This window comes from Marivirga harenae (assembly GCF_030534335.1).
In the GTDB taxonomy this organism is placed as follows: Bacteria; Bacteroidota; Bacteroidia; order Cytophagales; family Cyclobacteriaceae; genus Marivirga; species Marivirga harenae.
This window is the reverse complement of the sequence record NZ_CP130565.1, coordinates 1312870-1338892: the sequence shown is the minus strand read 5'-3', so window position 1 is coordinate 1338892 and position 26023 is coordinate 1312870. Positions and strand designations below refer to the sequence as shown.

Below are 26023 nucleotides of genomic sequence, written 5' to 3'. Positions count from 1 at the left end.
GATGAGTTACAATGCATACTTTCTGGCGCTTCTTATAGCCGCGATTATTTTGAATGCTTGCGGCAGTAAAAGCACCTATCAAGCAGTGAGCGAAACAGCAATGTATCCGGGTGGACGAGCAACAACCGATGATTTCTCTGTAAATGCTTTCGGTCATGCCGCACCCAATATTTCAAGTGATCAGCAAATGCAGTTCGTGACCGGCAATGCATTTTTCAAAAGAAACTGGGTAACAGCTCCATCCTCAACGGCTGACCTAGATGGACTAGGAGCCCTTTTCAATGCCAAATCATGTTCAAGCTGTCATTTTTTGGATGGCAAGGGAGAACCTGGCTTTGAGAAAGGCCAATCGTCCGCTCTACTTTTTAGATTAAGTGTACCAACTGAGGGCGGAAAAACAAAACCAGAACCTAATTACGGCAATCAATTTAACCACCTTGCTATTTTAGGAGAGAAAGAAGAGGGTCAAGTAGAAATCAACTATGAAGAAATTATAGGGGCTTATCCTGATGGAGAAAGATACTCTCTACGAAAACCTTTGTATACATTCACCCAGTTGAATTATGGATCCATGCAGCAGGATGTATTGGTTTCTCCACGAGTAGCACCACATATTATCGGATTAGGTTTATTGGAAGCCATTGCTGCAGATGACATACTTGCGCTATCAGATCCGCAGGATCATAACAGTGACGGCATTTCTGGGCGGCCAAATTATGTTAAAAATGTGTTGACGGACAACCTCCAGTTAGGCAGATTTGGCTGGAAAGCTAATGAACCAAATGTAAGACAGCAGGTTGCTGCAGCTTTCCAGGGAGATATGGGGTTAAGTAGTTCTCTATTTCCAGCAGAAAATGAAACCTCGAATCAAGGAAAACTGATTCAGGCTGCGAACGGTGGTAATCCTGAGGTATCCGATGATATTTTAGATCGCGTGACGCTATATTCACAGGTTTTGGCAGTTCCTAAGAGGAGAGAACCGAACAGCGAAAAAGTAATGCAAGGAGCTCAGCTATTTTCCGAAATTGGCTGCAGTAGTTGCCATAACCCCTCATTTACAACTGCTCAGCATAATGATATCCCTGAATTTGGTAAACAGAAGATTTACCCATATACGGATTTATTGGTACACGATATGGGAGAAGAACTAGCAGATCAAAGGCCAGATGGTGATGCAAGTGGAGTTGAATGGAGGACAGCTCCGCTGTGGGGTATTGGATTAGTAAAAACTGTTAACGGACATACTACTTTACTCCACGATGGCAGAGCAAGAAATGTAGAAGAAGCCATTCTTTGGCACGGAGGGGAAGCTGAAAGAACGAAAACTGAGTTTAAAAATTTATCGAAAATTGAAAGGGAAAATTTAATCTCTTTTGTTAATTCCTTATAAGATGAAAAATATAATCGTTATTTATTTCGGGCTAACAGTGCTACTCTTTGGTTGCAGTGACACTAAGGAAAAAACAGATTTCGACAAAGGTCCAATGCTTAAAAATATTGCCTTTAACTTGGCAATCCCTGCCTACGAAAAAAGTCTTGCCAGCTTTGAAAACCTGCAACATGAATTAGTTGCTTCCAGAAATAAAACTGATACTGCTCGTATCAATATCTTGCGAAATTCTTGGAAAACAGCTGCAATAAATTGGGCTAAAACCGCGCCCTATCGTTTTGGACCAGTAGATGAGTTGCTAATTAAAAACAGCTTTTACTACTTTCCGGTGGATACCACAAAACTGTCAAAGCAAGTATCCAACTTTGATGGAAACCGAGACCACATCCAATCGCTAGGAAGTAATAGCCAAGGATTAGGGGCTTTAGAATTTCTACTTTTTACAGAAGATTCAGTTGATCAGAAAACTAAAATCGCCTTTATGGAAATGCTATGTAATCGCTTAGTGGAATTGAATCGGCAGGTATTGAAAAAATGGAGAGATCAATATGCAAAAGAATTTGCCCAAAACACAGGAAGCGAATTAATGTCGAGTATAACCAAACTTGCTAATCAGTGGATTGAAGTAGTAGACTATATGAAGGGAGATGAAATTGGAAGACCCGCAGGAAAAACTGTGGGTATTGAAAGGAACATCTTTAATCTTCAAGCTCCATATAGCAAAATCTCCTCAGAATTAATCGAGTCAAAGTTGGAAGCATTACAAGAATCATTTAATGGGGGAACCAAAGAAGGTGTTGATGATTATCTAAACTCTTTGAATATCAAGATGTCAGATAATATACAATTAGACGTAAAGATCAACCAACAGATTAATAGCCTAAAAGCTAATCTAGAAGGAGAAAAAAAACCATTGTCAGAACTCATACTTGAAGAATCAAAAAAAGTTGATCTGTTATATCTTGAATCTCTTAATCTAAGTATCATACTCAAAACAGATTTGATGAGTCAACTAGGATTGGTGACCACTTTTAGTGATTCCGATGGAGATTAATTAACGGGTCAATACCTGCATCCTGTGGGCATCTAGCTTAATCAATACGAATAGCAAAATAGTAAAAGACCAAAGTGAAGAGCCTCCATAGCTAAAAAATGGAAGTGGAATACCCGCGACAGGAAAAAGTCCTATAGTCATGCCTATATTAATTCCAAAGTGAAAAAAGAATATCCCCGCTACTGCATAGCCATAAATTCTTGCAAAATTTGATTTCTGCCTTTCTGCAATAAAAACGACTCTGATCATTAGCACCAAAAAAAGTACTATCAAAACAAAACTTCCCGCCCAGCCATGTTCTTCACCAATAGTGCAGAAAATAAAATCTGTACTTTGCTCCGGGACGAAGTCGAACTTAGTTTGGGTTCCTTCGAGAAAACCTTTCCCAAATGTACCACCAGAGCCAATGGCTATTTTTGATTGGGTAACATTCCAGCCATAGCCTAAAGGATCTGCATCAGGGTTAACCAAAGCCTTTAATCTATTTTGTTGATGGGGTTTGAGCACATCTGATATAACATAATCAACACTTTGTATTACGCCAATAACAATGACAGCCATCAAAATTGTCACTCCAATATTCTTTAATCGCTTATTATTGATGACAACAATAATAGTAGCTAAAACTATGACCCCAATAGTTAAATACAATTGATCAACAAGCAAGGTCAAAATGAAAATGATAGCAACCGACAGCCCGGTGATCACATAAAAAGAAGGAAGTCCCTCTCTATAGTAAACAATAATAAAGCTAATAAACACCATTGCAGTTCCTGCATCACCTTGTAATACAATTAAAATCATGGGCACCAATACCAACAATGAGGATTTAATCTGTTCATTGAATTTGTCGAGGCGTACATTCTTAGCGCTAAAATACTTGGCCACTGCCAAAGCGGTAGCAAATTTCGTGAATTCAGAGGGTTGGAGTCGAACGGGGCCAAAAACAAACCAGGATTGATTTCCAGCTATTTCCTTTCCGAAAAATAAAACTAGTACCAGAAGCACCAAAAAACCCGCATATATATAATAAGCGAAACTATCAAAGAATTTATAATCCAGAATCATTATCGCTATAATAATCACAAGCGATCCGGCAATCCATGCTAGTTGTTTTCCTGAATTTAGATCAAAACTGAAAATATTTTGGCTCTGTTCTGCATCATAAACTACTGCATAAATATTTAGCCATCCTAAGATAACCAATATGAAAAATACCGCTATCAGCAACCAATCGACCCTATTCCATAAACTATCCTGCCTTCTCATAAATTATTTAAATATGCTTTGGTCATGACGTAATTTTCCACCCAAGCTCTATTAGAAGCGACTTCACCTTTAATGTATTTTTCAATAAGTAAACCTGTTATTGCTGCAGCAACTCCTCCGCCCCAACCTGCATTTTCAACATAAACCGAAATGGCAATTTTTGGATTCTCTTTGGGTGCAAAAGCCATAAAAGCGGAGTGGTCAAAGCTATTCTTATTTTGTACAGTACCTGTCTTTCCTGCAATTTGTATGTCTTTTACCCTAGCTACTCTAGCGGTTCCATCCACAATTTCGCCCATCGCATCTACGACCGTTTTAAAATGAACAGAATCAATACCAGTATTCTGCCTGTCATATTGAATGTTGTAGTAAGAATCTGAGGTTTCAATACCTTTTACCATATGTGGTTGGATGTAATAGCCCCTATTTGCTAAAATTGAAGCTAGATTAGCCACTTGTAAGGGTGTAGTCAACAATTCTCCTTCTCCAATACTTAAAGAGAAAATAGTATAGAAATTCCAATGATCTTTCTGATAATATCGGTCATAGTAGGTAGGGCCTGGAACCATACCGGGACTTTCGTTTGGAATATCGATGCCTAATCTTCTACCAAATCCCAAGTCACTTAAATAGTTGTTCCAAGTAGTTAGTCCCACTCTCGCATCCTTGTTCATCCCCTCTACCTTTCCCTGCTGGATGATCTTTCTAAAAGTATGATAAAAGTAAGGATTACAGGAATACTTGATAGCGCCATGTAAATCTTCATTGGTATGAGACCCGTGACAATTGATAGTCCCTCTGTTACATACCGTTCTTGTAGATGGTGTAATCACTCCCTCTTGTAAAGCAATTAAGGATTGTACTAATTTAAATACCGAACCCGGTCGATACTGAGCCATAATTGGCCTGTTGAAAAGCGGTTTTAGCGTATCTTTATTTAGCTCTCCAAAGTTCTTACTATAGTTTCTTCCCGCTAACATGTTGGGGTCATAAGAAGGGCTATTTACAAACGCCAAAATTTCACCTGTTGACGGTTCAATAGCCACAATACTCCCCACTTTATCGTCCATCAAATACTCTGCATATTTCTGAAGATCCAAATCGATAGTGGATACTAAATTATTTCCCGGAACAGAAAGTGTATCAAATTTCCCATCATTAAAAGACCCTTTTTCAATTCCTCTTACATTTACTAATTTATATTTTACCCCTCTTTTTCCTCTCAATTCTTCCTCATATGCGGCCTCAATACCAGAAATCCCTATAAAATCCCCTTGTTTGTAATAGTTAGTAGTATCTCTTTCTAACTGTCTTTTGCTTACTTCACCGATATATCCCAGTCCATTAGCTAGGATAGGCTCCGGATATTTTCTAACCGTTCGCGCCACAGGATAAAACCCTTGATATTCAACCAAACGAGTTTGAATCTTGGCAAATTCCTCATTACTTAATTGCGGATAAAAAAGAGATTGTTTTATGTACGAATATTCTTTTGCTTTTTGGATTTTCGACTGAAACTCTTCTCTTGTAATGTTCAACAGATCGCAAAAAGTAGTGGTGTCTTGAACCTCCACCTCTTTTGGGACAACCATTATATCATAGACAGGCGTGTTGTGCACAATAATTTGCCTATTTCTATCTAAGATCAATCCTCTATAAGGATATTGCACCACCTTGTTGATCACATTGTTTTCAGCCGCCATTTTGTAACGACTATCCATCACTTGAATGGAGAATAACTTCAATAAGAATATTAATCCAACTACTATGATTAAAATTTGAATGATGTATTTCCTATTCTCTATCATGAAAACCTTCCTTTTGAATAAAAAAGATATTGTAGGATTACTAACACCAATGCAGTTAATAAAGTGCTCAATAACACCTTCGAAATCACATAAAAAAACATGTGAAAGCCACCTGCTTCAATAAAAAAGACCACTGCTAAATGCAAAAACATTAATGGTAATGCATAAGCCAAAAACCATGACAGACTTAAGTCTTTAATGGCGGGACTATCGACATTTTCATACCCTCCTCTCGGGGTAATCGCATTTAACCAAATTGGCCTTAAAAAGGCAATTAGAGTCATGGCTGCCATATGGGTTCCCAGACTGTTGTAAAAGACATCTATAATAAACCCTGTGAAAAAGCCAATTAGTAAAATGTAATTTCTGGATATTCCTAAAGGTAGTAATAGCAAGAATCCAACATATACAAAACAGAATGCGCGATTATACAACACGAAATTTTGTGCAAACAATATTTGAGATGCTACGAACAGCACCCAGATCAAAATTTGTTTTACATTATTGCTACTGTTCATATTCTGATTGTAATTCTTGTTCCAACGAATCTTTCTCTTGCATCAATTTATTTCCAATTACATACACGTAATCCAAACTGAAGAAATCCGCAGATAGCGACACTTCAATATCATAAAAAGTTGATTCTTCATCTATTTCAACATTTTTGACCTTTCCTAATTTAACTCCTTGTGGAAAAATGGAATCATAGCCAGAGCTTACCACTTGCATCCCTTCTTGTACTTTAATGTGTCGCGGAACATATTCTAATGAGATTTCAGTAGGGTCTTCACCGGACCATTTTGCCGTACATAGAGTCTCTGTATCATCAATTAGCACAGATATTAGCAAACTGCTATGTAAAGCAGAATAAGCAGTAGAAAAATTAGTTGATACACTTTTAATTTTTCCGACTAGACCTTGAGGATTAATCACACCCATTCCTTCCTCCACGCCTTCTTCACTTCCAATGTTTAGGGTAAAATAGTTTCTAAAACGATGGACAGAATTATTAACAACTTTTCCTGTTACAAATTCATATTGCCCTGAAAGCTCAAATGGTATATTTACTTCTGCAGTATCTAGAAAAATACTATCCCCCGCTAGCCGGTTACGCAATAGTTCATTTTCTTGAACTAGGTTTTTATTCACTTTCGCTAGCTGGAAATAATCTTGTACCGCTTGTTTATTTTCATAAACATTTCCTGCTATGGCACTTGAACTATTGAAATATGACGCGCTTATATAATCATTATGATTAACGACAAGCCAGCCACTGATGACTTCCAATAATAAAAAGATAAAGAAAGCCCTATATTGATAAATAAATTGAAATAGCCTACGCATTTACCTTTTGGATTACAGGCAAAAAAATAAATTGCTTTAAAAAGGAAAAAGGAATGCCTTTCGTAGGATTCCCTTTTCCAAAAATATTTTGTATCAAATAATTCATTTAACTCATTAAAACGGCTTTGTAATGATTCAAATTTTTCAAAGCCAAACCAGTACCACGAACTACCGCTCTCAATGGATCATCAGCAACATGAATCGGTAACTTGGTTTTAAGTGCTAATCTTTTATCGAGCCCTCTTAATAAAGCACCTCCTCCAGTTAAATGAATTCCATTATCATAAATATCTGCCGACAACTCTGGCGGGGAAATCTCCAGTGCTTTAAGCACCGCCTCCTCTATTTTTGATACCGATTTATCAATAGCAAAAGCAATTTCTGAATAAGAAACTTTAATAACTTTCGGAATTCCCGTCATCAAGTCTCGCCCTCTGATTTCATAATCTTCAGGTCCGTCATCTAGTTCTGTTAAAGCAGCTCCTACTTCTATTTTAATTTTCTCAGCAGAACGCTCCCCAATCAAAAGATTGTGTTGCCTTCGCATATAATCCAAAATGTCTTTTGTGAATGTATCACCTGCTACTCGAATGGATTGATCACATACAATTCCGGAAAGTGCTATAACGGCAATCTCGGTTGTTCCACCTCCAATATCAACAACCATTGATCCCACCGGCTGTTCTATATCTACACCAATCCCGATGCTAGCAGCAATAGGTTCGTGAATCATATAAACCTCTTTAGCGCCTGCATGCTCAGCTGAATCTCGAACGGCTCTTTTTTCCACCTCTGTTATTCCGGAAGGAATACAAATCACCATTCTGTGGGAAGACGGCATGAAACTCCTTTTCCCTCCATCAATCATTTTTATCATCCCACGAATCATATGCTCCGCAGCATGGAAGTCAGCAATTACCCCATCTTTTAAAGGCCGAATGGTCTTTATGTTTTCGTGAGTTTTTTCATGCATTTGCATGGCTTGGCGCCCTATGGCCAACACTTTGTTAGTAGCTTTATCAATGGCAATGATGGAAGGCTCGTCCACCACTATTTTGTCTTTATGAATAATTAAGGTATTGGCTGTACCTAAATCTATGGCTATGTCACTTGAAAAGAAATCAAATATCCCCATGGATGTTTTTGTATAATATATTTAAAAATTAACGCTTTGGAAATTTACAAATTACTTTGATAAATTAAGCAGTTCAACGAAAATATTTCGGGATTTATCTAAAGATTAATATCCTAATGTTTGAAATGTCTAATTCCTGTAGTGACCATTCTCATCCCATGCGTATCACAGTAGTCAATGCTGTCTTGATCTTTGATAGATCCACCAGGTTGGATAACAGCTGTGATACCGGCCTGATCTGCAATTTCTACACAATCAGGAAACGGGAAAAACGCATCAGAAGCCATAACCGCTCCATTTAAATCAAAGCCAAAAACCTTAGCCTTTTCAATTGCTTGCTTTAAGGCATCTACTCGTGAAGTTTGACCAACTCCACTTGCCAGCAATTGGCCATTATTTGCTAATACAATAGTATTCGATTTGGTATGCTTACAAATTTTTGAGGCAAATAGTAGTGCTTTTTCTTCTTCGGCAGTTGGTGCTGCTTTAGTCACTACTTTCAAATCTGATCGGCTATCAGTATGCAAATCTCTGTCCTGTTCAATTACTCCATTTAGTAAACTTTTAAACTGCTTCTTGGTGGCCAGATTCGTTTTCTTTTTCAATAATATTCTGTTCTTTTTCCCTTTAAGTACTTCCAAAGCTTCTGCAGTAAAATCAGGTGCAATTAGAATTTCAAAAAACAGCGAATGCATTTCTTCGGCAGCTTCTTTATCTACAACTTCATTCGTAATCAAAACACCGCCAAAGGCCGAAAGTGTGTCAGCAGCAAATGCTTTTTGATAAGCTTCTTTTACTGTATTTCCCAAAGCCATTCCGCAGGCATTAGTATGTTTTAATATGGCAAAAGCAGTTTCGTTTTCAAATTCTTCGATCAATGAAACTGCCGCGTCTACATCCACAAGATTATTATACGATAGTTCCTTTCCATTCAATTGATCAAAAAGTTCCTCTAAATCTCCAAAAAAAACTCCCTTTTGATGAGGGTTTTCACCATAACGTAAAGTCTTATTTTCGGATATGCTCTGCTTAAAACCTGCAATAGCATCATCTCCATTAAAATAATTGAAAATGGCAGTATCATAGTGAGAAGACACATTAAATGCATGCGAGGCAAAGGATTTTCTGTCCTGTAAATCAGTGCTACCGTCTTTCTCTGCCAAGACGTTTTCCAAGTCTGCATACTGCTTTTGAGAGGCTACAATCACAACGTCCTTGAAGTTTTTAGCGGCTGCTCTAATCAAGGAAATCCCACCTATATCAATCTTTTCAATTATGTCTTGCTCGCTAGCACCGGAAGAAACCGTTTGTTCAAAAGGGTATAAATCAACAATTACTAAATCTATTTCAGGTATATCGTATTCTTTTAATTGCGCTTTGTCTGATTCTAATTCTCGTCTACTGAGTATTCCTCCAAAAACTTTAGGGTGCAGTGTCTTGACTCTTCCCCCCAAAATTGAAGGGTAGCTAGTTAAATCTTCAACCGCTGTAACCTCAGCACCTTGGTCTTCAATAAACTTTTGTGTACCTCCTGTGCTGTAGATTTTAACCCCTTTATCTTTTAATATTTGAATGATCGGCTCTAGATTGTCTTTATGAAAAACTGAAATGAGTGCAGATTGGATTTTTTTTACTGACATTTTGCTGAAAATTAGTTTTGTTGCAAAACTAATTGATTTAAGCCGAAAAATTTATAAAATAATGCATTAACCTGAGTTGGTTACGTTTATAATATACTGAGTGCTTATATATTGCGGCTTTTAGATAAAACTTCCTTGAAGGGAGGATCGAACTGTAGAATTAGTAGCCTATTTTGAAATAACTTTGTCCGTTAAAGAATAAGAATTTTTTGAGAATATCTGCATTTTACTAATCTTTCAGACTTATAATGTGTTACTGACAAAAGCAATCTAAAATTTAACTCTCAATTTATAAAGCAATTTGAATGTCATTCTTTAATCAAATCGTAAATAAAATATTTCCTAAAGAGAAAAAAAATGTGATCCTCTCAAATGAGGTTTTAAAAAGAAGCCAAAATGAATTTAATTCTTACGAGGATTGGCATTCCTCAGATGTTAGCAATGAAATATTGGATAAGATATTCAGGGCATACCACTTAAAAAAAACAGATATTAAAGACCCAATCCCGATTGCCCTATTCCAAAGTGAGAAAGCCAATGGCTTTGCAATCGCCAATTGCAGCAGCTTATTAGATTCAGATTATAAAATGCTATTAGAACATTTTAAAAAACAGGTTTTATCACTTGGTTATAGGCAATCAGGTTCCAATAGAAAGGTGACAGCCGAGCAGGATAGAGTTTTAACTAAAGAAATGTACTATTTAAAACCACCCATTCAAATGGAGCCCCCCATTGACCAAAGATTTGGAAATATTAGTTTGGAATTGATCCTTCACGATGAAAAACCTCACTTCTTAAAAATAATGGCGAGTGTTTATTCGGACAGATTGTATTCTGAACCAGAAAACTTTTCTGATCTGGTTGAGAAGCTTTTTAGCAAGGAATAATAACCTCTTTAGTGCTTTTCCAAAAACTCCTCAATAACTTTAGGAAAATGCTGATGTTCTAATTGCTGAACTTTGGCAGACAATTGCTTTGCGCCCATCTGTGGAGATATACTGCATTTAGCTTGAAAAATTATTTCTCCCTCATCATAGTTTTCATTGACCAAGTGAATGGTAATGCCACTTTCTTCCTCTTTATTTAGGATTACAGCTTCATGCACAAAATGACCATACATTCCTTTACCTCCATATTTTGGTAAAAGTGCCGGATGAATGTTAATAATTCTATCTGGGTATTCCGCTATTATTTCTGGAGCAATTTTTAATAGAAATCCTGCAAGGACAATAAAATCAACCTTATTTGTTTTCAAATACCGAAGAATATATTCAGGATTTTCAAAGTCCGTTTTTGAAAAATATCTTGAAGGAACATTCGCTTTTTCAGCTCTTTCGATGGCTCCAGCATTTTCATTGTTTGTAATGACACAAGACACATTAATAATCTTATGATTTTTAAAATACTGAATAATTTTTTCTGCATTGCTTCCAGAACCAGAAGCCAAAACAGCTATGTTTTTAGGATCGGTCATGATTTAACCAATTCCTTCCTTCTCAAAATAGTTTCCACAAATTTCTTTTCATTTTCTGTTTTGAATACTTTAAAAGGGAGATAAACAAATTGCGCTTTAGATAACACAAGAGTAAATGCATTTTTCCCTACTTTGGCTGATTTAATTTGATCCCATTTGATGGGCATACCTTGTTTGGTATTTAATTTAATGAGAATTTGTTGGGAGCTGATTTCATAAGAAAGCCTTTCAAATAATATTTTGTATTGATCTAATTGCGTTACCCCGGCAAACTGAATTAACCAAAAAAGGAAATATAACAATAAGGCTATGAATGATCCTATAAACCACCAGATATTGGGAATCCATGCGTAACCAGAACATATGGCAAGGGCAATTAAAAAAACCCACCATTGTTCCTTCACAATATTTTTCAAGCCTGTTTTAATGTATGTGCCGTTATCCAGCTTATATTTTTTTGTTTTAACTAGCATTGCTGCAATTCTATTTTCTTAAATAAATTTTAACCTCCCATTGATTGGGTCTGCAAATATATCTCATTTTTATGGTTTCAGGAAACTGCTTTCAAACTGATGTCTAAACTTTTATAAGAATGCGTTAAAGCACCTACTGAAATGAAGTTTACACCAGTCTCGGCAATAGGGACTATAGTATCCTCTGTTATTCCTCCTGAAGCCTCCGTTTCACATTGATTACCAATTATTTGGACGGCTTCTTTCATCATTTCTACGGACATATTATCTAACATGATAACGTCCACGCCTCCAACGGAAAGCGCCTCTTTTACCTCTTTAATATTCCTGGTCTCTACTTCAATTCTCAAATCAAGGCCTTTGTACTTTAAGTACTGTCTTGTTGAGTTTACTGAAGCTGTTATTCCTCCAGCAAAATCATTGTGGTTGTCCTTGAGCATTACCATATCAAAAAGGCCGAAGCGATGGTTTTGCCCTCCGCCTATTTTTACCGCCCATTTTTCTGCAATCCTAAAATTTGGGGTAGTTTTCCGGGTATCAAGAAGCTTTGTGGAAGTGTGAGCAATTAACTGATTTAAATTATGAGTATAAGTTGCAATCCCGCTCATTCTTTGCAGACAGTTTAAAACTAGTCGCTCTGCAGTCAAAATGGAAGAGGCTTCACCACTAACTTTCATCCCAATATCCCCCTTTTTTACACGCTCTCCATCCTTTTTGAAAATGTCCAGTGTTAAATGTGGATCAACAGCCTTAAAAATGTGTCTTGCCATTTCAACTCCTGCTAGAACACCATCATCTTTAATAATGAGCTGAGCAGTATTTTGGGTTCCTTTGGGAATAGATGCTAATGATGAATGGTCTCCTTCACGGATATCTTCCTCTAAAGCGCTTTTTATAAATTGGTTAATATTCTCTTCGGTTAAATATTGATAGGCCAAGATTCTTGTGTTTAGTTATTAAGGCAAAGGTAAGGTCATCAAGTTATTAATAACATAATGACTAGCTTTAATTTTAAATGTAAGCTTAAAAAAGCTACCCCTTTCAAAGTAGCTTTGTGGAGCATATCGGTGGTCGCCCGTCCCGAAGAAAGCCAGGAAACCGATGACCTTCCCGTTGCACGGCATCGGGACGCCCCGGCCAGCTGATGAACCAATGCCTCTTCTCTATTTTTTAATTAGATCTTCAAAATATTTCCTGCTCTTCTTTTTTTAATCTCAAATTCACGCTCGACCGCTGAACCCCTGCTTTCATAACACTCCGTATAAACCAATTCCCATTGCTTACATCTTGCCGTATATTTTCCTCCTCTTCCTGAATTATGCTCATCGAATCTTCTATCCAGATTATCCGAATGTCCTACATAATACCTATCACACTTTTCTGAATAAAGGATATAGACAAAATATTTCATGACAATTTTAGGGTTGGTTGAAAAAAGAAAAGCTACTTCTATCGAAGTAGCTTTGTGGAGCATATCGGAGTCGAACCGATGACCTCTACGCTGCCAGCGTAGCGCTCTAGCCAGCTGAGCTAATGCCCCATTCTGTAAAAAGTGGCTCAACGGTAGTGAGCTACCATTTAAGGCTTGCAAAGCTAGACAAAAAATCCATTTCTAAAAATACCTACGCGCTTTCCTGAATTTCTTTTTATAGTAATCAGTATAAATATTAGCTTCCACAACACCTACACTTGAAGAAGCATGTATAAATCGCACATCATCTTTAGCCCGAACTTCTGTTATTAATCCGGCATGAGTAATTTTTCTCCTTCTTTTGCCCATTGCAAAAAAGACCACATCGCCCTCTTCAAGTTGTCTGAATTTCACTTTCTTCCCAACCTTAGCTTGGTCTCTTGAAACTCTTGGAATATTAACATCTCCTGCCTTAAAACTAACATATAATAAACCGGAGCAATCCATTCCTGACCTATTTACTCCTCCCCATTTGTAGGGTGTTCCCGTGTACGAACGGGCGGTTTGGATTATAATATCCAATCGCCTCTCTCTAACTTTTCTTTTCTTACTTGCCGCACATCCTGATAGGAAAACTACAATCAATAATAATAAAATCAGCTGGTTGGAATATATTTTCCTAAATTTGTGTTGAAGCATAATTCAAGATCAGAAATCAATTAATTCATGGATACGGTTACAAATCAAAGCATTTTTGAGGAATTGGTCAGCATTGTAGGTGCAAAAAATGCCTTTTTGCAAGATGAGGACAAATACAAATATTCTCACGATCATACTGAGGACTATTCTTTCATGCCGGATGTGGTATTAAAACCTTCAACTGCTAAAGAAATCAGTGCCATTATGAAAAAATGTAATGAGCATTTGATCCCTGTAACTCCCAGAGGAGGTGGTACGGGGCTCAGTGGGGGCGCTCTCCCGACCAAAAAAGGGGTGGTTATCAGCATGGAAAAGTTCAATAAAATATTATCCATTGATGAATTAAATTTACAAGCTACGGTTGAGCCCGGAGTTATAACGGAAGTTTTTCAAAATGCTGTTAAAGAAAAAGGATTATTTTATCCTCCTGACCCATCTAGTAAAGGCACTTGCTTTTTAGGTGGGAATTTGGCTGAAAATGCAGGAGGACCCAAAGCTGTGAAATATGGCGTAACCCGAGACTATGTTTTAAATATGGAGGTCGTTTTACCTAATGGGGAGATCATTTGGACAGCCGCTAATGTATTGAAAAATAGTACTGGATATAACCTAACTCAATTAATGTGTGGAAGTGAAGGCACATTAGGAATCATTACTAAAATAGTTTTCAAATTACGTCCTTATCCAAAAAAGGATGTCACTTTATTAGCTCCATTTACCAGTAATGAAGAGGCCTGCAGAGCTATTGCGGCTATTTTCAAAGCTGGTGTGGCTCCTTCTGGAATGGAGTTTATGGAAAGAGATGCCATTGTGAAAACTCAAGCTTACATTCAAAACGAAATGGGTGAAACGGTGAGTGTTGATTTGCCCGAGCATGTAAAAGCTCACTTACTAATTGAGCTAGACGGGAATGACGAGGAAGTTATGATGAATGAAGCCGAAGTCATATTAAACGTATTGGATGAATTTGATACCGGAGGAGAAGTGCTGTTTGCCGATACTCAAGCCCAAAAGGATGAACTGTGGAAATTAAGAAGAAATGTAAGCCCTGCGGTAAATGCTTATTCACTCACAAAAGCGGAGGATGTAGTAGTCCCCAGAGGAAATCTACCTGCCTTGATTGTTTTTATAAAAAATGTAGGTGAAAAATATGGCTTCAATTCAGTTTGCTATGGTCATGCCGGAGACGGAAACCTACACATCAATATTATGAAAGAAAACTTGAGCGATAACTACTGGAATAACGAAGTAAACGAAGGGATTGGTGAAATCTTTGAAGAAGTAGTTCGCTTAGGAGGCACTCTTTCTGGTGAACATGGAATTGGTATCGCCAAAAGACCATATATGCAAATGGCAATGGGCGATGTGAAATTAGATTTGATGCGAGGTATTAAAAATGTATTTGACCCAAATAATATTTTAAACCCAGAAAAAATATTTTAAGATTTTTTAAACAAGATGAGCATTTATCCGTTTTTCGATAGTATTACTTTTAATATTGCGTGTAAAAAAACAAGCGGTGGATAATTTACTTTCTTCTATTAAAATCGAACTTAACCCTCATTTATTCCAAAAAGATCCTGATTCATCAGAATTAGGGAGAAAAATCCTTTCCCAGTCTTTAGAAATGATAGATGATATGGGATTGGAGAGTTTTACTTTCGGCAAGTTGGCCAAAGCATTATGCACCACGGAAAGCTCTATCTATCGCTATTTCGAAAGCAAGCACAAACTTTTATTGTATTTCTATAATTGGTATTGGAGCTGGATTGACCTCCAACTCGCTTTTCAAACAAATAACCTCACAAGTCCGGATTCAAAATTAAGAAGGGCAGTAGAAGTTATTTGTAAACCTGATGAGGAAGATAAAAGCATTAGCGCTCTTAATTTTCAGCAATTGATCAACATTGTAATATCAGAATCTTCAAAGGCATATTTAACCAAGGAAGTGGATAAAGAAAACCAATTTGGACTCTTTCTAACTTTTAAAAAGGTTTCTAAGAGATTGGCAGACATAATGATTGAAATAAATCCAGACTTTAGCTATGCCAATACGCTTGCATCTACCAGTATTGTTGGAATTTTACATCAGCAGTATTTTGCATTACATATGCCCTCTCTATCTGACATACAGTATGACAGAGACGAACTTTCAAATGTTTTTTATCAGATTATTCTTAAAAACTTGAAGAATTAAAAATGGCAGACAACTTTAAAGTACACCCATTTAAAAGGTTTCTAAACCTATTGCAGCCTGAAAAGAGCCTGGTTTTTACCATCTACATTTATGCTATTTTCGCAGGTTTAATTAGTCTTTCACTTCCCCTAGGAATTCAGGCCATTATAAACCTAATTATGGGTGGCCAGGTCAGCACTTCATGGATAATATTGGTCTTTTTAGTGATCTTAGGGATCATTATTAATGGCATATTGCAAGTTCGGCAATTAACGATAAATGAAGTTCTGCAGCAGAAAATATTTACCCGGGCATCCTTTGAATTTGCCTATAGGATTCCAAGATTCAAAATTGATGAAGTCCGTCAAGAATATTTGCCGGAGTTAATCAACCGCTTTTTCGACACAATGTCTGTGCAAAAAGGTTTAGCAAAAATCCTAATTGATTTTTCAACGGCTTTCTTCCAGATTATATTTGGGTTAGCATTAATTTCGTTTTATCACCCTTTCTTCATTATATTTTCCTTTTTCTTAATCATTCTTATATTCTTAATCGTGCGTTTGACTGGACCTAAAGGTCTTAAAACGAGTTTAAAAGAATCAAATTACAAATACCAAACAGCACATTGGCTAGAGGAATTGGCCAGAAATGTAGAAAGTTTCAAAATGGCGGGTGACTCTTCTCTTCCTTTAGAGAAAAACAATTCTAATACCCAAAATTATGTGAATGCACGAAGGTCTCATTTCAACGTTATCATCAATCAATTCTCATTAATGATTGGTTTCAAAGCCGTTGTAGCTGCGGGGCTTTTATTGATTGGAGGTATCTTAGTGATTGAGCAACAGATGAACATTGGACAATTTGTTGCTGCAGAGATTATAGTAATCTTAATAATTAATTCCGTTGAAAAGATCATCTTTACCATAGAATCCGTTTACGATGTTTTAACAGCAGTGGAAAAATTAGCGGTGGTCACTGATAAACCATTAGAGGAGTTTATTTCTGGGGTTCAACCTCTAAACAACGCAGAGGGAATGCATATCAAGTTGCGAGACATAAAATTGCAAGAGCACGATTCTGAGCATATTTTCTTAAATAAAGTTAATCTTGATATTAATTCCGGAGAAAAAATAGGGATTTCAGGCACTGCCAATGCTGGGAAGTCCATTTTAATCCAGTTAATCTCTGGTTGGTACGGCAATTACAAAGGCAATATCATGTTTAATGGGACTGCTTTAAGGGACCTCAATATTTCGGAAGTAAGAAGACATATTGGGGACTGTATGAATTCGGGAGGAATTTTTCTTGGCACCATAGAAGAAAATATTAGTATTGGCTCTCCGCTAAGTAGCCTTCAAGAAATTCAGAAAGCCGCAGAAATCACTGGTTTAGACAAGTATATGGAAACTGAGCCGGAAGGCTATCAGAAGATGGTTTTCCCTGGAGACCGAACTTTCCCAAAACAAATAAAGCAACAGATTCTGTGGACTAGAGGCATTTTAGGACAGAAAACATTAATTCTTTGGGAAGACGTATTCGGAATGATGTCTCAAGAGGAAAAGCATAAGTTCACAGATTTTCTTTGCACTAAAGACAATCCAAGAACTGTACTTATGATCAGCAATGATATCAGAGTGTTGGAAAAATGCGATCGAGTGATCGGGATGGACAAAGGCGAGATCGTTCACGATATAGCTGGTCAAGAGGTCAAAAATCATAAATGGTTTGAAAAAATAGTTTTAAATAAAGATGCTTAATATAAGTCCATATTCCATAAAAGATAAAGTAGATACCAAAAGGTACTCTACCTTTAGCATGTTCAAAGAAATACGTGCGGATAAAATATTGAAGCGCTTGCTCCTTATTTTCTTCTTACTTGTTTTAGGTGTCGCTTTCCTGCCCTGGACTCAAAACATTCGAGGAAACGGACAAGTAACGGCTCTTTCTCCGATGCACCGTCCTCAAGATTTGAATTCAATGATTGATGGAAGAATTGAAGAGTGGTATGTACAAGAAGGTGATTACGTAGCTAAAGGAGATACTATCATATTTATCCGAGAAATAAAAGATGAGTATTTTGATCCTCAACTACTCGAAAGAACTCAAGAACAGATTTCTGCTAAAAGGCAAGCGCTAGGGTTTTATCAAGAAAAAATAGAAGCACTTCAAAGCCAAATTAAGGCCATAGAAGAAAATAGAGGACTGAAACTTAGTCAGGCAAAAAACTATTTGCGTCAAGCAGAATTAAAAATCCAAGCCGACAGCATTGATTATGAAGCTGCTCAAACAAATTTGAGTATTGCTGATAAGCAATTGGGTCGTCAAAGAGAGCTCTATGATGAAGGTTTGAAATCTTTGACTGACTTGGAAATGAGGACGAATAAATACCAGGAATCCTTAGCCAAAAAGATCAGTATGGAAAGTAAGTTACTGAGCAGTAGAAACCAATATCTCAATGCCAAAATTGAATTGAATTCGGTCTATAACGAGTATACTGATAAATTACAGAAAGCACGCTCAGATTTATTTAGTACCAGATCAACATTGCAAGATGCCCAGGCAGAAGTAGTTAAAATGGAAAACCAATTGACCAATTATCAAGTTCGATTTGGTTTTTATTATGTAACTGCACCTCAAGATGGATATATTACAAGAGCAGTCAGCACAGGTATAGGAGAGAACATTAAAGCGGGTGAATCTTTAGTCTCTATAATGCCTGCCAACATTGACTATGCTGTAGAAATGTACATCATGCCGAGAGACCTACCTCTCTTTAATGTGGGTAATGAGGTCAGATTGATATTTGACGGCTGGCCTTCAATCGTATTTTCTGGTTGGCCTATAATTACCTATGGTACATTTGGTGGAGAAGTTGTAGCTATTGATCGGTTCATCAGCCCCAATGGGAAATACAGAATCTTGATTGCTCAAGATCCTGATGAACCAGAATGGCCAGATGCGCTTAGAGTTGGTGGTGGTACAAACGGATTAGCCTTGTTAGATATCGTACCTGTTTGGTATGAAATATGGAGGCAGATTAATGGATTTCCGCCAAATTTCTATACGCCTGAAAATACCGGCACCTCCAGTGAAAAAAACAAACTTGACGGAAAAGCTAAGAAATGATGTTTAGTGTAAAACATATTTTAATCACATTCCTTTGCCTGGTAACAATTCTGCATTCAGCGCAAGCGCAGGAAACGCTTAATCAAGAAAAACTAAGTGAACAAGATTTCTTACAGCTGGTAATGCAAAATCATCCCTTAATTCAACAGGCCGAAAACCTAAAACAAATGGGAGACTTTGCGGTAATGGCGGCCAGAGGAAATTTTGACCCGGAACTTTTCTCCAAGAATAAACAAAAATACTACGACCAAAAGAATTACTATCAATATAGTGAATCTGGAATTAGCTTAGCGACTAGAACAGGTATTACCTTCCAGGGAGGATATGATTATACGGCTGGAGAATTTTTAAGCAACGAATCTACTCTGCCAAATGCTGGATTGTGGTATGCGGGCGTAAGCGTTCCTGTTTTGCAGGGTCTCTTTATTGATGATAGAAGAGCAGCCTTGCAAAAAGCCTTTGTAGATAGAAGGGCATTTGAAAATGAAGCGCAGCTTCTCTTGATAGACATTTTGTTAGAAGCAAGTAATTATTATTGGCACTTCGCCAAATTTCAATATCAAAAAAACGTAATTGAAGAAGCTATTGAATTAGCGGAAGATAATTTTGAGAATTATAAAATATCTTTTGAGCAAGGGGACAAACCAGCGGTAGATACTTTAGAAGCCTCAATCCAATTGCAAAACCTCACAATTCAAAACCAGCAATTGGAAGTAGATTTAGCCAATGCAAAATTAAATCTGTTTACATTTCTTTGGGGCAACAATCAACCCATTGTGGAAACAGATATAAAAGCTTCGGATATTAACAGTATTTCCCAAAATAAAATCGACAGTCTAAGAGCTAGTCTGCCCATATTCATACAGGAGCATCCAGCTATTAGAGAAAGTGAATATAAAATTCAAAATCTACAAATTGACAATAGACTAAAACGGGAAAAACTAAAACCAAAACTAAATCTAGAATACAACCTATTACAAGATCCAGCGGGTGATATTAGTGAAATCCAAAATCTGGACAATTACAATTGGGGTTTAAGTTTCAGCATGCCTTTACTTTTAAGACAGCCAAGAGGCGAACTGCGCATGAATGAAATCAAATTGGAAAACACTAATTTCGAGCTTCAGCAAAAGCAATTATCTATTCGTAATAAAGCGAGACAATATGAAAATACTTTCGAAAATATTGCTCAACAGCTTGAAACCTATCAAAATGTGGTTACTCAATATGAAGGATTACTAGAAGCAGAACTACGGAAGTTCGAAATTGGGGAAAGCAGTATTTTCCTCATCAACTATAGACAAATGAGTTTAGTCAATGCGCGCATGAAATACATAGAGCTTCAAGCTAAATACAGATTGTATTATCGCCAATGGTTGCACAGCTTAGGAGCAAAGCCTGAGCTATGGGTTTCCAATTGATCAGTAAAAATAACAGTATAATTCAACGTTTAATTCAACGGAATATCTTTTTCTTGTAGCTTAAAGGAGCCTCTACCAGGCTTCTATTTAATTACTAATTCCTTAGCTTGATGAAAATCAGAATGCATATAAAATACTCTTAGGTACTTCAAAAGGTTTTTAGCCGACATAAATACGTGGTCTCAAAAAAATGAAGCAATTGAATTCTAAACTTAAACCTATTGGTTTGGCTGACATCGGGGCCTATACATTGTCGGTATATAATAAAAATAATCTTTGCCCAAGTAGGATTAATAATTTAAACAGTGAAGCATTTCTAATTCCGTTCATCCAAGGCACTCCAATCTGAGACTTTACTCCAATTATTAGTCCTGCGAGTGCAATATATGTTCCCTTATCATTGCAAACTATCTGCCTTGGAGAAAAGCATCTTCGTCCTTCGGATCCAATCTCTACTTATTTACATTATTTGGTCTAATCCGAATGTCTTGACTATTATTAAGAATTTCAAATCTCTCATTTGACATCAAATTCAATTGGAAAACATGTTTGCCGTAATTCATTGCATTTTTTTCTAATTTACTGAGAAAGTAGTGAGAAAAGTCTGCATTTGAAAAATTCCTTAGCTCATCATTATTGATCCTTGTATTATCTATCCATATACCATACTTCTCAGGGTCTTTCCACTCCTCAAACTGACTGATAGTCGGAGTATTTTTTTCATATCTTCTCTTACTAAATTTTACTATTTGCATTTCCTGCTGTTTTGACGACATTTTTAAATAAATATCATGTAATCTTTTCTTTTCTTCTTCTGTGAAACTTATATTAAGTGAAGAATTCCCGTTTTCAGTTTTTATTATATATTTATTGATGATTTGGTCAAAAGCGAATTGCAAGTCCGGATCGCTATCAGTTCCTTGTTTTGATACCGTCTTATTTTCAGTGGAAACTGTTTTTTGAGCAATAGAATTGTTGCTGAATAACAGGATAGCCAAAGCTACGATAGGTATTATTAATATTTGCTTTATTAAAATTCGCGATTTTGAATAGTTCTTGGTCATCATAATTAATCTTTTTTTGGTTTTTAAATAGTTAAATGAGCTCGATAATGGATTATTCATTTTTGGATTATTAGCCAACACTATATGTTCTAATATCAATTCAGCATACTGAGCTGTATTATTAGCCTTATTTAAAACTTCCCTGTCGGCTAGAAATTCATGATTCAGACGAATCGCATTTCTATAAAAATATAAAAAAGGGTTACACCAAAAGAAAGCTATTATTAACTCTATAAGGAGGATGTCTAGCGTATGCTTTTGTTTGATATGTGCTCGCTCATGTTCAAATATTTCATTTTTTATCCCTTGACCATGATCTTTCTGATTTACAAAAATGTAATTCCAATAACTATAAGGAGCTTGTTCTCCACTAACTACTATAAGCTTAATGTCTTTTAGAGATTTAGCTTTAGCGCCTAAAATCTTGTTGATCATAATACAGTTTAGTATCAAAAAGCGTGATATGAGCACTATTGAAACAATCAAATAAAGTGAAAATAGCGCTTTAACTATTGATTGGTATTTTTCAGAAGTTGAAGTGGTCATAATTCCTTCTTTACCAACGTATTCAATGTTTGTGCTTACCGTTCCTTCTGCTTTTTGCAACAAATTGATTTGGCTTTCTAGATTTAAAGTAGGTATGGACATTGAAGCCACTAAACTGAAAAGTAAGTATAGCCTGTTAAATTTGTGCATCCTCTCATTTTGAAGGAGCATCATATAGACTGAAATAAACAATCCAGAGCACAAAGTGAATTGAATCAGATAATTAATCATCTTTCTTTTGTTTCATTTCTAAATCAATGATATTCCTTAATTTTTCTAGCTCTTCATAGCTCATTTTTCTGGTACTTGTAAAAAATGAGGCAAACTTGAGAGCAGAATCATCAAAATAATTTTTAACCATATTGCCTAGGCGATTTGAGAAGTAATCTGCCTTACTAATCAATGCATAATATTGTCTGGAATTTCCAAATAAATTATATCCTACAAAGCCTTTTTGTTGCATTCGCTTCAACAAAGTAGCGATTGTTGACTTCGCAGGTTTTGGATCAGGATGATGATCAATTAAATCCTTCATGAACACTTTTTCATGCATCCATATTAAGTCCATTAATTTCTCCTCTGTTTCTGACAGCTTCATGTTCTATGTTTTAATACCTTGTTCTACAAACATAGAACATATTTTGTAGAAAGCAAAGTTTTTTAGCTTTTTTGTGCCACTTAGTGAGCTAACCAGTCCAATTATGGCATTCGGTTGTTCTATTAACTACCAGCAACTTGTTGACTCCACAGCAGTCACTTTTATAAATATTTTCATGTTCAATATTCCGTTTTAATCATTATCTTCTATCGAATAATTATTAACTATCTTCGCAGCATGTGCGGCATAACAGGAGTATTTGCATTTAATGAAATTGGCAGGTTCAACCTTCCCAATATTTCCATAGCTACGGAAACCTTAGAACATCGTGGGCCAGATTTTCAGAAAGTCTTTGTTGGGGATTTTGTGGCTATAGGCCATAGGCGATTATCTATTATTGATCTAAATCCCAATGCTAACCAACCCATGTCTGCTCATGATGGCCGCTACCAATTGGTTTTTAATGGTGAAATTTATAATTACAAAAGCCTTAGACAAGATTTGATTTCTAAGGGAGTAGAATTTGAAACAGAGTCTGATACTGAAGTACTTTTGCAATTGCTGATTCATGAAGGGAAAGATGCGTTAAACCAATTGCACGGATTCTTCGCTTTTGCTTTTTATGATCAGCAAAAAGAAGAAATGTTGGTTGCTCGTGATCGATATGGCATTAAACCATTCTACTACTTTGAAGATGAAGACCGCTTTATATTTGGCAGTGAAGTCAAAGCCATTCTGAAATTTGGCATCGATAGAAATATTGACACGAACTCGCTCTATACTTATCTGCAATTGAATTATTTACCTGCCCCTATGAGTATGGTGAAAGGGGTTAAAAAACTAATGCCTGGGCAATACGCGCTTATCAAAAAGAAGTCAGTGGAAATCAATTCTTATTATGAATTGAAAACAACATTCGAGAATCCATTTGAAGGCTCTTACCAAGAAGCTCAATATCAGCTTAAAGCACAAATGGAAAAGGCTGTGGAAAGAAGATTGGTGGCGGATGTTCCTTTAGGTACTTTTTTAAGTGGAGGAGTTGATTCATCTATTATTTCTGCGATCGCTTCTAACAAAGTGGCAGGTTTGCATACATTTTCCATTGGCTATAAAGGGCATTCATTTTTTGATGAAACCGAATATGCCAATGCCGTAGCCCAACATATAGGGTCCAAGCATCAAGTTTTTTCTTTAAGCTCAGATGATTTATATGGCTATTTACCCAAAATGCTTAAAAGCTTCTCCGAGCCTTTTGCCGATAGTTCTGCCTTGCCCGTTTATGCTTTAAGTCAACTGACCAAAGAAAATCTGACTGTTGCTCTTTCAGGAGATGGGGCAGATGAACTCTTTGCAGGCTACAATAAGCATGCTGCACTGTATAAACTTTGGCATCCGGGCGCAAAGGAAAAATTGGTGAGCGCACTAAGTCCATTATGGAATATATTACCCAAGTCAAGAAATAACCCCGTAGGAAATTTAGTTCGGCAATTGAAGAAATTTGCGGACGCTTCAAAACTGGATATACAATCACAATATTGGATATTGGCTAGTTTACAATCAGTTCGAAAAACAACAGACTTACTATCCAATTCAGTACTAGAAGATATTGACTTTGAAGCTTTTGATCTTTTAAAGGATAATTTGCTTTCAACACTAACCTCTAAGTCGATTAACCAATCTTTACAGTTAGACCAAGAATTGGTGTTGCAAGGCGATATGCTACAGAAAGTAGATTTGATGAGCATGCAACACGCTTTGGAAGTTCGTGTTCCTTTTCTTGATCATGAGTTAGTAGCTTTTGCCAATAGCCTACCCGAAACTTTCAAAACTAATGGCAAAAGAAAGAAAATGATTTTACAAGATACTTTCCGTGATATATTGCCGGAAAAGATTTACAATCGCCCAAAACATGGCTTTGAGGTGCCACTTTTGGATTGGCTACGAAAAGATTTAAAATCAGAGATCAACGAAAAATGGCTCAGTAAAGAATTAATTGAGTCACAAGAAGTATTTGATTGGGACGGTATTCAAGCTTTAAAGAAAAAACTCTTTTCGAGCAATCCTGAAGATAGTCACGCACATGTTTGGGCGCTGATTGTTTTTCAAGAATGGTGGGATGGGTATATGAATTAATTTCTATCACTAGCTCGAGGAATGACTTTTCGCTAAAGCGAAAAATCTTTTTTGTTCTTTGTTTCTTTTGTGGTCCGCAAAGGTTAAGATTTCTTAATGAGTAAATGCAATAGTACATCATGATCCCAACTAGTCTTCCCTCTTATTTAATATTCCGCCATTTTCGTTTAACTTTGTTTTTTTAGAGAAAACTGATTATAAATTCAATGTCTGAAAAGATAAGAGCATTTAAAGCAGAGATATCATCTGCAACGGCCAAAACGCAGGAAGAGCTGGAGGCTTATAGATTAAAATTCATTAGTCGTAAAAGCGTTTTAGGCGATCTATTCGCTGACATGAAAAATATTGCTCCTGAAGACCGAAAAGCTTACGGTCAGGAAGTGAATGAAGTAAAACAACTGGCCGAAGAAAAGTTTAAAGAACTGATTGCTGGATTGGAAAGCAAGGAATCAGGAACTAGGTCTTCTGCCCCAATTGATTTGACTTTGCCACCCAATGTTAATTTGGGTACTGTTCACCCATTGACTTATGTGCACAATCGAATAGTAGAGATTTTTCAAAAAATCGGCTTTAATGTAGCAGATGGTCCAGAAATAGAGGACGATTTCCATAATTTCACAGCCTTAAACTTTCCTGAGAATCACCCAGCTCGTGAAATGCAGGATACTTTCTTTATTGAAAGCAATCCGGATATTGCATTAAGAACTCACACTTCATCTGTTCAAATCAGGGTGATGGAAAATCAAAAACCACCTTTCAGAACCTTAGCGCCAGGTCGTGTTTATAGAAACGAGGCCATCTCTGCTCGTGCACATTGCTTTTTCCATCAGGTGGAAGGATTCTTCGTAGACAAAAATGTGGGTTTGGTGGATTTAAAGCAAACCCTATATTATTTCGCTAAAGAGCTGTTCGGGCAAGACACTAAAGTAAGATTCCGTCCATCCTATTTCCCTTTTACGGAACCAAGTGCAGAAATGGATATTTCTTGTAATATCTGTAAGGGAAAAGGCTGCAATATTTGTAAATATTCTGGCTGGGTGGAAATTCTCGGTTCTGGAATGATAGACCCTAATGTGTTGGAAAATTGCGGAATTGATTCTGAAGAATATACTGGCTTCGCTTTCGGGATGGGAATTGAAAGAATTGCCATGTTGAAATTTCAAGTAAATGATTTAAGACTTTACTCCGAAAATGACGTTCGCTTTTTAAATCAGTTTAAGCATTTGAGTTAAGCTTCAGACCTTTTCTGGAAAAAAGACCAT

Annotated in this window: 23 protein-coding genes and 1 tRNA gene; 10 read left to right on the top strand and 14 right to left on the bottom strand. The window is 36.6% G+C overall.

The window, feature by feature from the left end; translation table 11 throughout:
* The first annotated feature begins 1 nt into the window (after window position 1).
* Both Q3Y49_RS05690 and Q3Y49_RS05685 read left to right on the top strand, forming a co-directional pair.
* Window positions 2-1390, top strand: a complete 1389-nt coding sequence (locus Q3Y49_RS05690) for a di-heme oxidoreductase family protein (protein WP_303271321.1) — start codon at window positions 2-4, stop codon at window positions 1388-1390.
* Between the two features lies 1 nt (window position 1391).
* A complete protein-coding gene (locus tag Q3Y49_RS05685; protein WP_303271320.1) occupies window positions 1392-2444 on the top strand; it encodes an imelysin family protein in 1053 nt (350 codons plus the stop codon).
* Here Q3Y49_RS05685 and rodA read toward each other — a convergent pair whose 3' ends face one another.
* The 6 genes from rodA to purH form a co-directional block, all read right to left on the bottom strand.
* Window positions 2445-3713, bottom strand: a complete 1269-nt coding sequence (rodA, locus tag Q3Y49_RS05680; protein WP_303271319.1) for a rod shape-determining protein RodA — start codon at window positions 3711-3713, stop codon at window positions 2445-2447.
* Window positions 3710-5521, bottom strand: a complete 1812-nt coding sequence (mrdA, locus tag Q3Y49_RS05675; RefSeq protein WP_303271318.1) for a penicillin-binding protein 2 — start codon at window positions 5519-5521, stop codon at window positions 3710-3712. Before mrdA ends, rodA begins: the two co-directional genes overlap by 4 nt.
* Entirely contained in the window at window positions 5518-6039 is a 522-nt protein-coding gene (locus Q3Y49_RS05670) for a Rod shape-determining protein MreD (RefSeq protein WP_303271317.1), read from the bottom strand. The genes mrdA and Q3Y49_RS05670 overlap by 4 nt, the downstream gene beginning before the upstream one ends.
* Window positions 6029-6865, bottom strand: a complete 837-nt coding sequence (gene mreC, locus Q3Y49_RS05665) for a rod shape-determining protein MreC (RefSeq protein WP_303271316.1) — start codon at window positions 6863-6865, stop codon at window positions 6029-6031. Before mreC ends, Q3Y49_RS05670 begins: the two co-directional genes overlap by 11 nt.
* A 106-nt stretch (window positions 6866-6971) precedes the next feature.
* Window positions 6972-8000 carry a rod shape-determining protein gene (locus Q3Y49_RS05660; protein WP_303271315.1) on the bottom strand — a complete coding sequence of 343 codons (1029 nt, stop codon included), beginning with the start codon at window positions 7998-8000 and terminating at the stop codon, window positions 6972-6974.
* 113 nt (window positions 8001-8113) lie between these two features.
* Complete coding sequence (purH, locus tag Q3Y49_RS05655) at window positions 8114-9640, bottom strand: bifunctional phosphoribosylaminoimidazolecarboxamide formyltransferase/IMP cyclohydrolase (RefSeq protein ID WP_303271314.1); 1527 nt, start codon at window positions 9638-9640, stop codon at window positions 8114-8116.
* A gap of 305 nt (window positions 9641-9945) precedes the next feature.
* Here purH and Q3Y49_RS05650 point away from each other — a divergent pair, with 305 nt between their 5' ends.
* Entirely contained in the window at window positions 9946-10527 is a 582-nt protein-coding gene (locus Q3Y49_RS05650; RefSeq protein WP_303271313.1) for a hypothetical protein, read from the top strand.
* A gap of 8 nt (window positions 10528-10535) precedes the next feature.
* Here the strand turns inward: Q3Y49_RS05650 and purN are convergent, their stop codons facing one another.
* The 6 genes from purN to Q3Y49_RS05620 form a co-directional block, all read right to left on the bottom strand.
* Window positions 10536-11114: a phosphoribosylglycinamide formyltransferase gene (gene purN / locus Q3Y49_RS05645; protein WP_303271312.1), complete on the bottom strand. Its 579-nt coding sequence runs from the start codon at window positions 11112-11114 to the stop codon at window positions 10536-10538.
* Window positions 11111-11587, bottom strand: a complete 477-nt coding sequence (locus Q3Y49_RS05640; protein ID WP_303271311.1) for a YcxB family protein — start codon at window positions 11585-11587, stop codon at window positions 11111-11113. The genes purN and Q3Y49_RS05640 overlap by 4 nt, the downstream gene beginning before the upstream one ends.
* Window positions 11588-11664: 77 nt before the next feature.
* The gene (gene nadC, locus Q3Y49_RS05635) at window positions 11665-12525 is read right to left on the bottom strand and encodes a carboxylating nicotinate-nucleotide diphosphorylase (protein ID WP_303271310.1); all 861 of its coding nucleotides are present in this window, start codon (window positions 12523-12525) and stop codon (window positions 11665-11667) included.
* 236 nt (window positions 12526-12761) lie between these two features.
* Window positions 12762-12998: a GIY-YIG nuclease family protein gene (locus Q3Y49_RS05630; RefSeq protein WP_303271309.1), complete on the bottom strand. Its 237-nt coding sequence runs from the start codon at window positions 12996-12998 to the stop codon at window positions 12762-12764.
* A 55-nt stretch (window positions 12999-13053) separates the two neighbouring features.
* Window positions 13054-13127: transfer RNA gene (locus tag Q3Y49_RS05625), tRNA-Ala, on the bottom strand.
* Window positions 13128-13199: 72 nt separating this feature from the next.
* On the bottom strand, window positions 13200-13697 hold the full coding sequence (locus tag Q3Y49_RS05620; RefSeq protein WP_303271308.1) for a C40 family peptidase: 498 nt from the start codon (window positions 13695-13697) through the stop codon (window positions 13200-13202).
* Between the two features lie 27 nt (window positions 13698-13724).
* On the opposite strand from Q3Y49_RS05620, the gene Q3Y49_RS05615 reads away from it, so the two are divergent.
* The 5 genes from Q3Y49_RS05615 to Q3Y49_RS05595 all read left to right on the top strand — a co-directional run bounded on the left by Q3Y49_RS05615 (window position 13725) and on the right by Q3Y49_RS05595 (window position 20420).
* Window positions 13725-15140, top strand: coding sequence for an FAD-binding oxidoreductase (locus tag Q3Y49_RS05615; protein WP_303271307.1), 1416 nt, complete (start codon window positions 13725-13727; stop codon window positions 15138-15140).
* Between the two features lie 76 nt (window positions 15141-15216).
* Complete coding sequence (locus tag Q3Y49_RS05610) at window positions 15217-15894, top strand: TetR/AcrR family transcriptional regulator (protein ID WP_303271306.1); 678 nt, start codon at window positions 15217-15219, stop codon at window positions 15892-15894.
* Between the two features lie 2 nt (window positions 15895-15896).
* Window positions 15897-17630 carry a peptidase domain-containing ABC transporter gene (locus tag Q3Y49_RS05605; RefSeq protein ID WP_303271305.1) on the top strand — a complete coding sequence of 578 codons (1734 nt, stop codon included), beginning with the start codon at window positions 15897-15899 and terminating at the stop codon, window positions 17628-17630.
* Window positions 17623-18999, top strand: a complete 1377-nt coding sequence (locus tag Q3Y49_RS05600) for an HlyD family secretion protein (RefSeq protein WP_303271304.1) — start codon at window positions 17623-17625, stop codon at window positions 18997-18999. Before Q3Y49_RS05605 ends, Q3Y49_RS05600 begins: the two co-directional genes overlap by 8 nt.
* A complete protein-coding gene (locus Q3Y49_RS05595) occupies window positions 18996-20420 on the top strand; it encodes a TolC family protein (RefSeq protein WP_303271303.1) in 1425 nt (474 codons plus the stop codon). The genes Q3Y49_RS05600 and Q3Y49_RS05595 overlap by 4 nt, the downstream gene beginning before the upstream one ends.
* A gap of 452 nt (window positions 20421-20872) precedes the next feature.
* Here the strand turns inward: Q3Y49_RS05595 and Q3Y49_RS05590 are convergent, their stop codons facing one another.
* Complete coding sequence (locus Q3Y49_RS05590; RefSeq protein WP_303271302.1) at window positions 20873-22180, bottom strand: M56 family metallopeptidase; 1308 nt, start codon at window positions 22178-22180, stop codon at window positions 20873-20875.
* A gap of 73 nt (window positions 22181-22253) precedes the next feature.
* On the bottom strand, window positions 22254-22628 hold the full coding sequence (locus Q3Y49_RS05585; RefSeq protein WP_303271301.1) for a BlaI/MecI/CopY family transcriptional regulator: 375 nt from the start codon (window positions 22626-22628) through the stop codon (window positions 22254-22256).
* A 237-nt stretch (window positions 22629-22865) separates the two neighbouring features.
* Between Q3Y49_RS05585 and asnB the strand changes: the two genes are divergently transcribed.
* Both asnB and pheS read left to right on the top strand, forming a co-directional pair.
* Window positions 22866-24761, top strand: coding sequence for an asparagine synthase (glutamine-hydrolyzing) (gene asnB, locus Q3Y49_RS05580; RefSeq protein WP_303271300.1), 1896 nt, complete (start codon window positions 22866-22868; stop codon window positions 24759-24761).
* 206 nt (window positions 24762-24967) lie between these two features.
* Entirely contained in the window at window positions 24968-25993 is a 1026-nt protein-coding gene (pheS, locus tag Q3Y49_RS05575) for a phenylalanine--tRNA ligase subunit alpha (protein WP_303271299.1), read from the top strand.
* Window positions 25994-26023 lie beyond the last annotated feature (30 nt).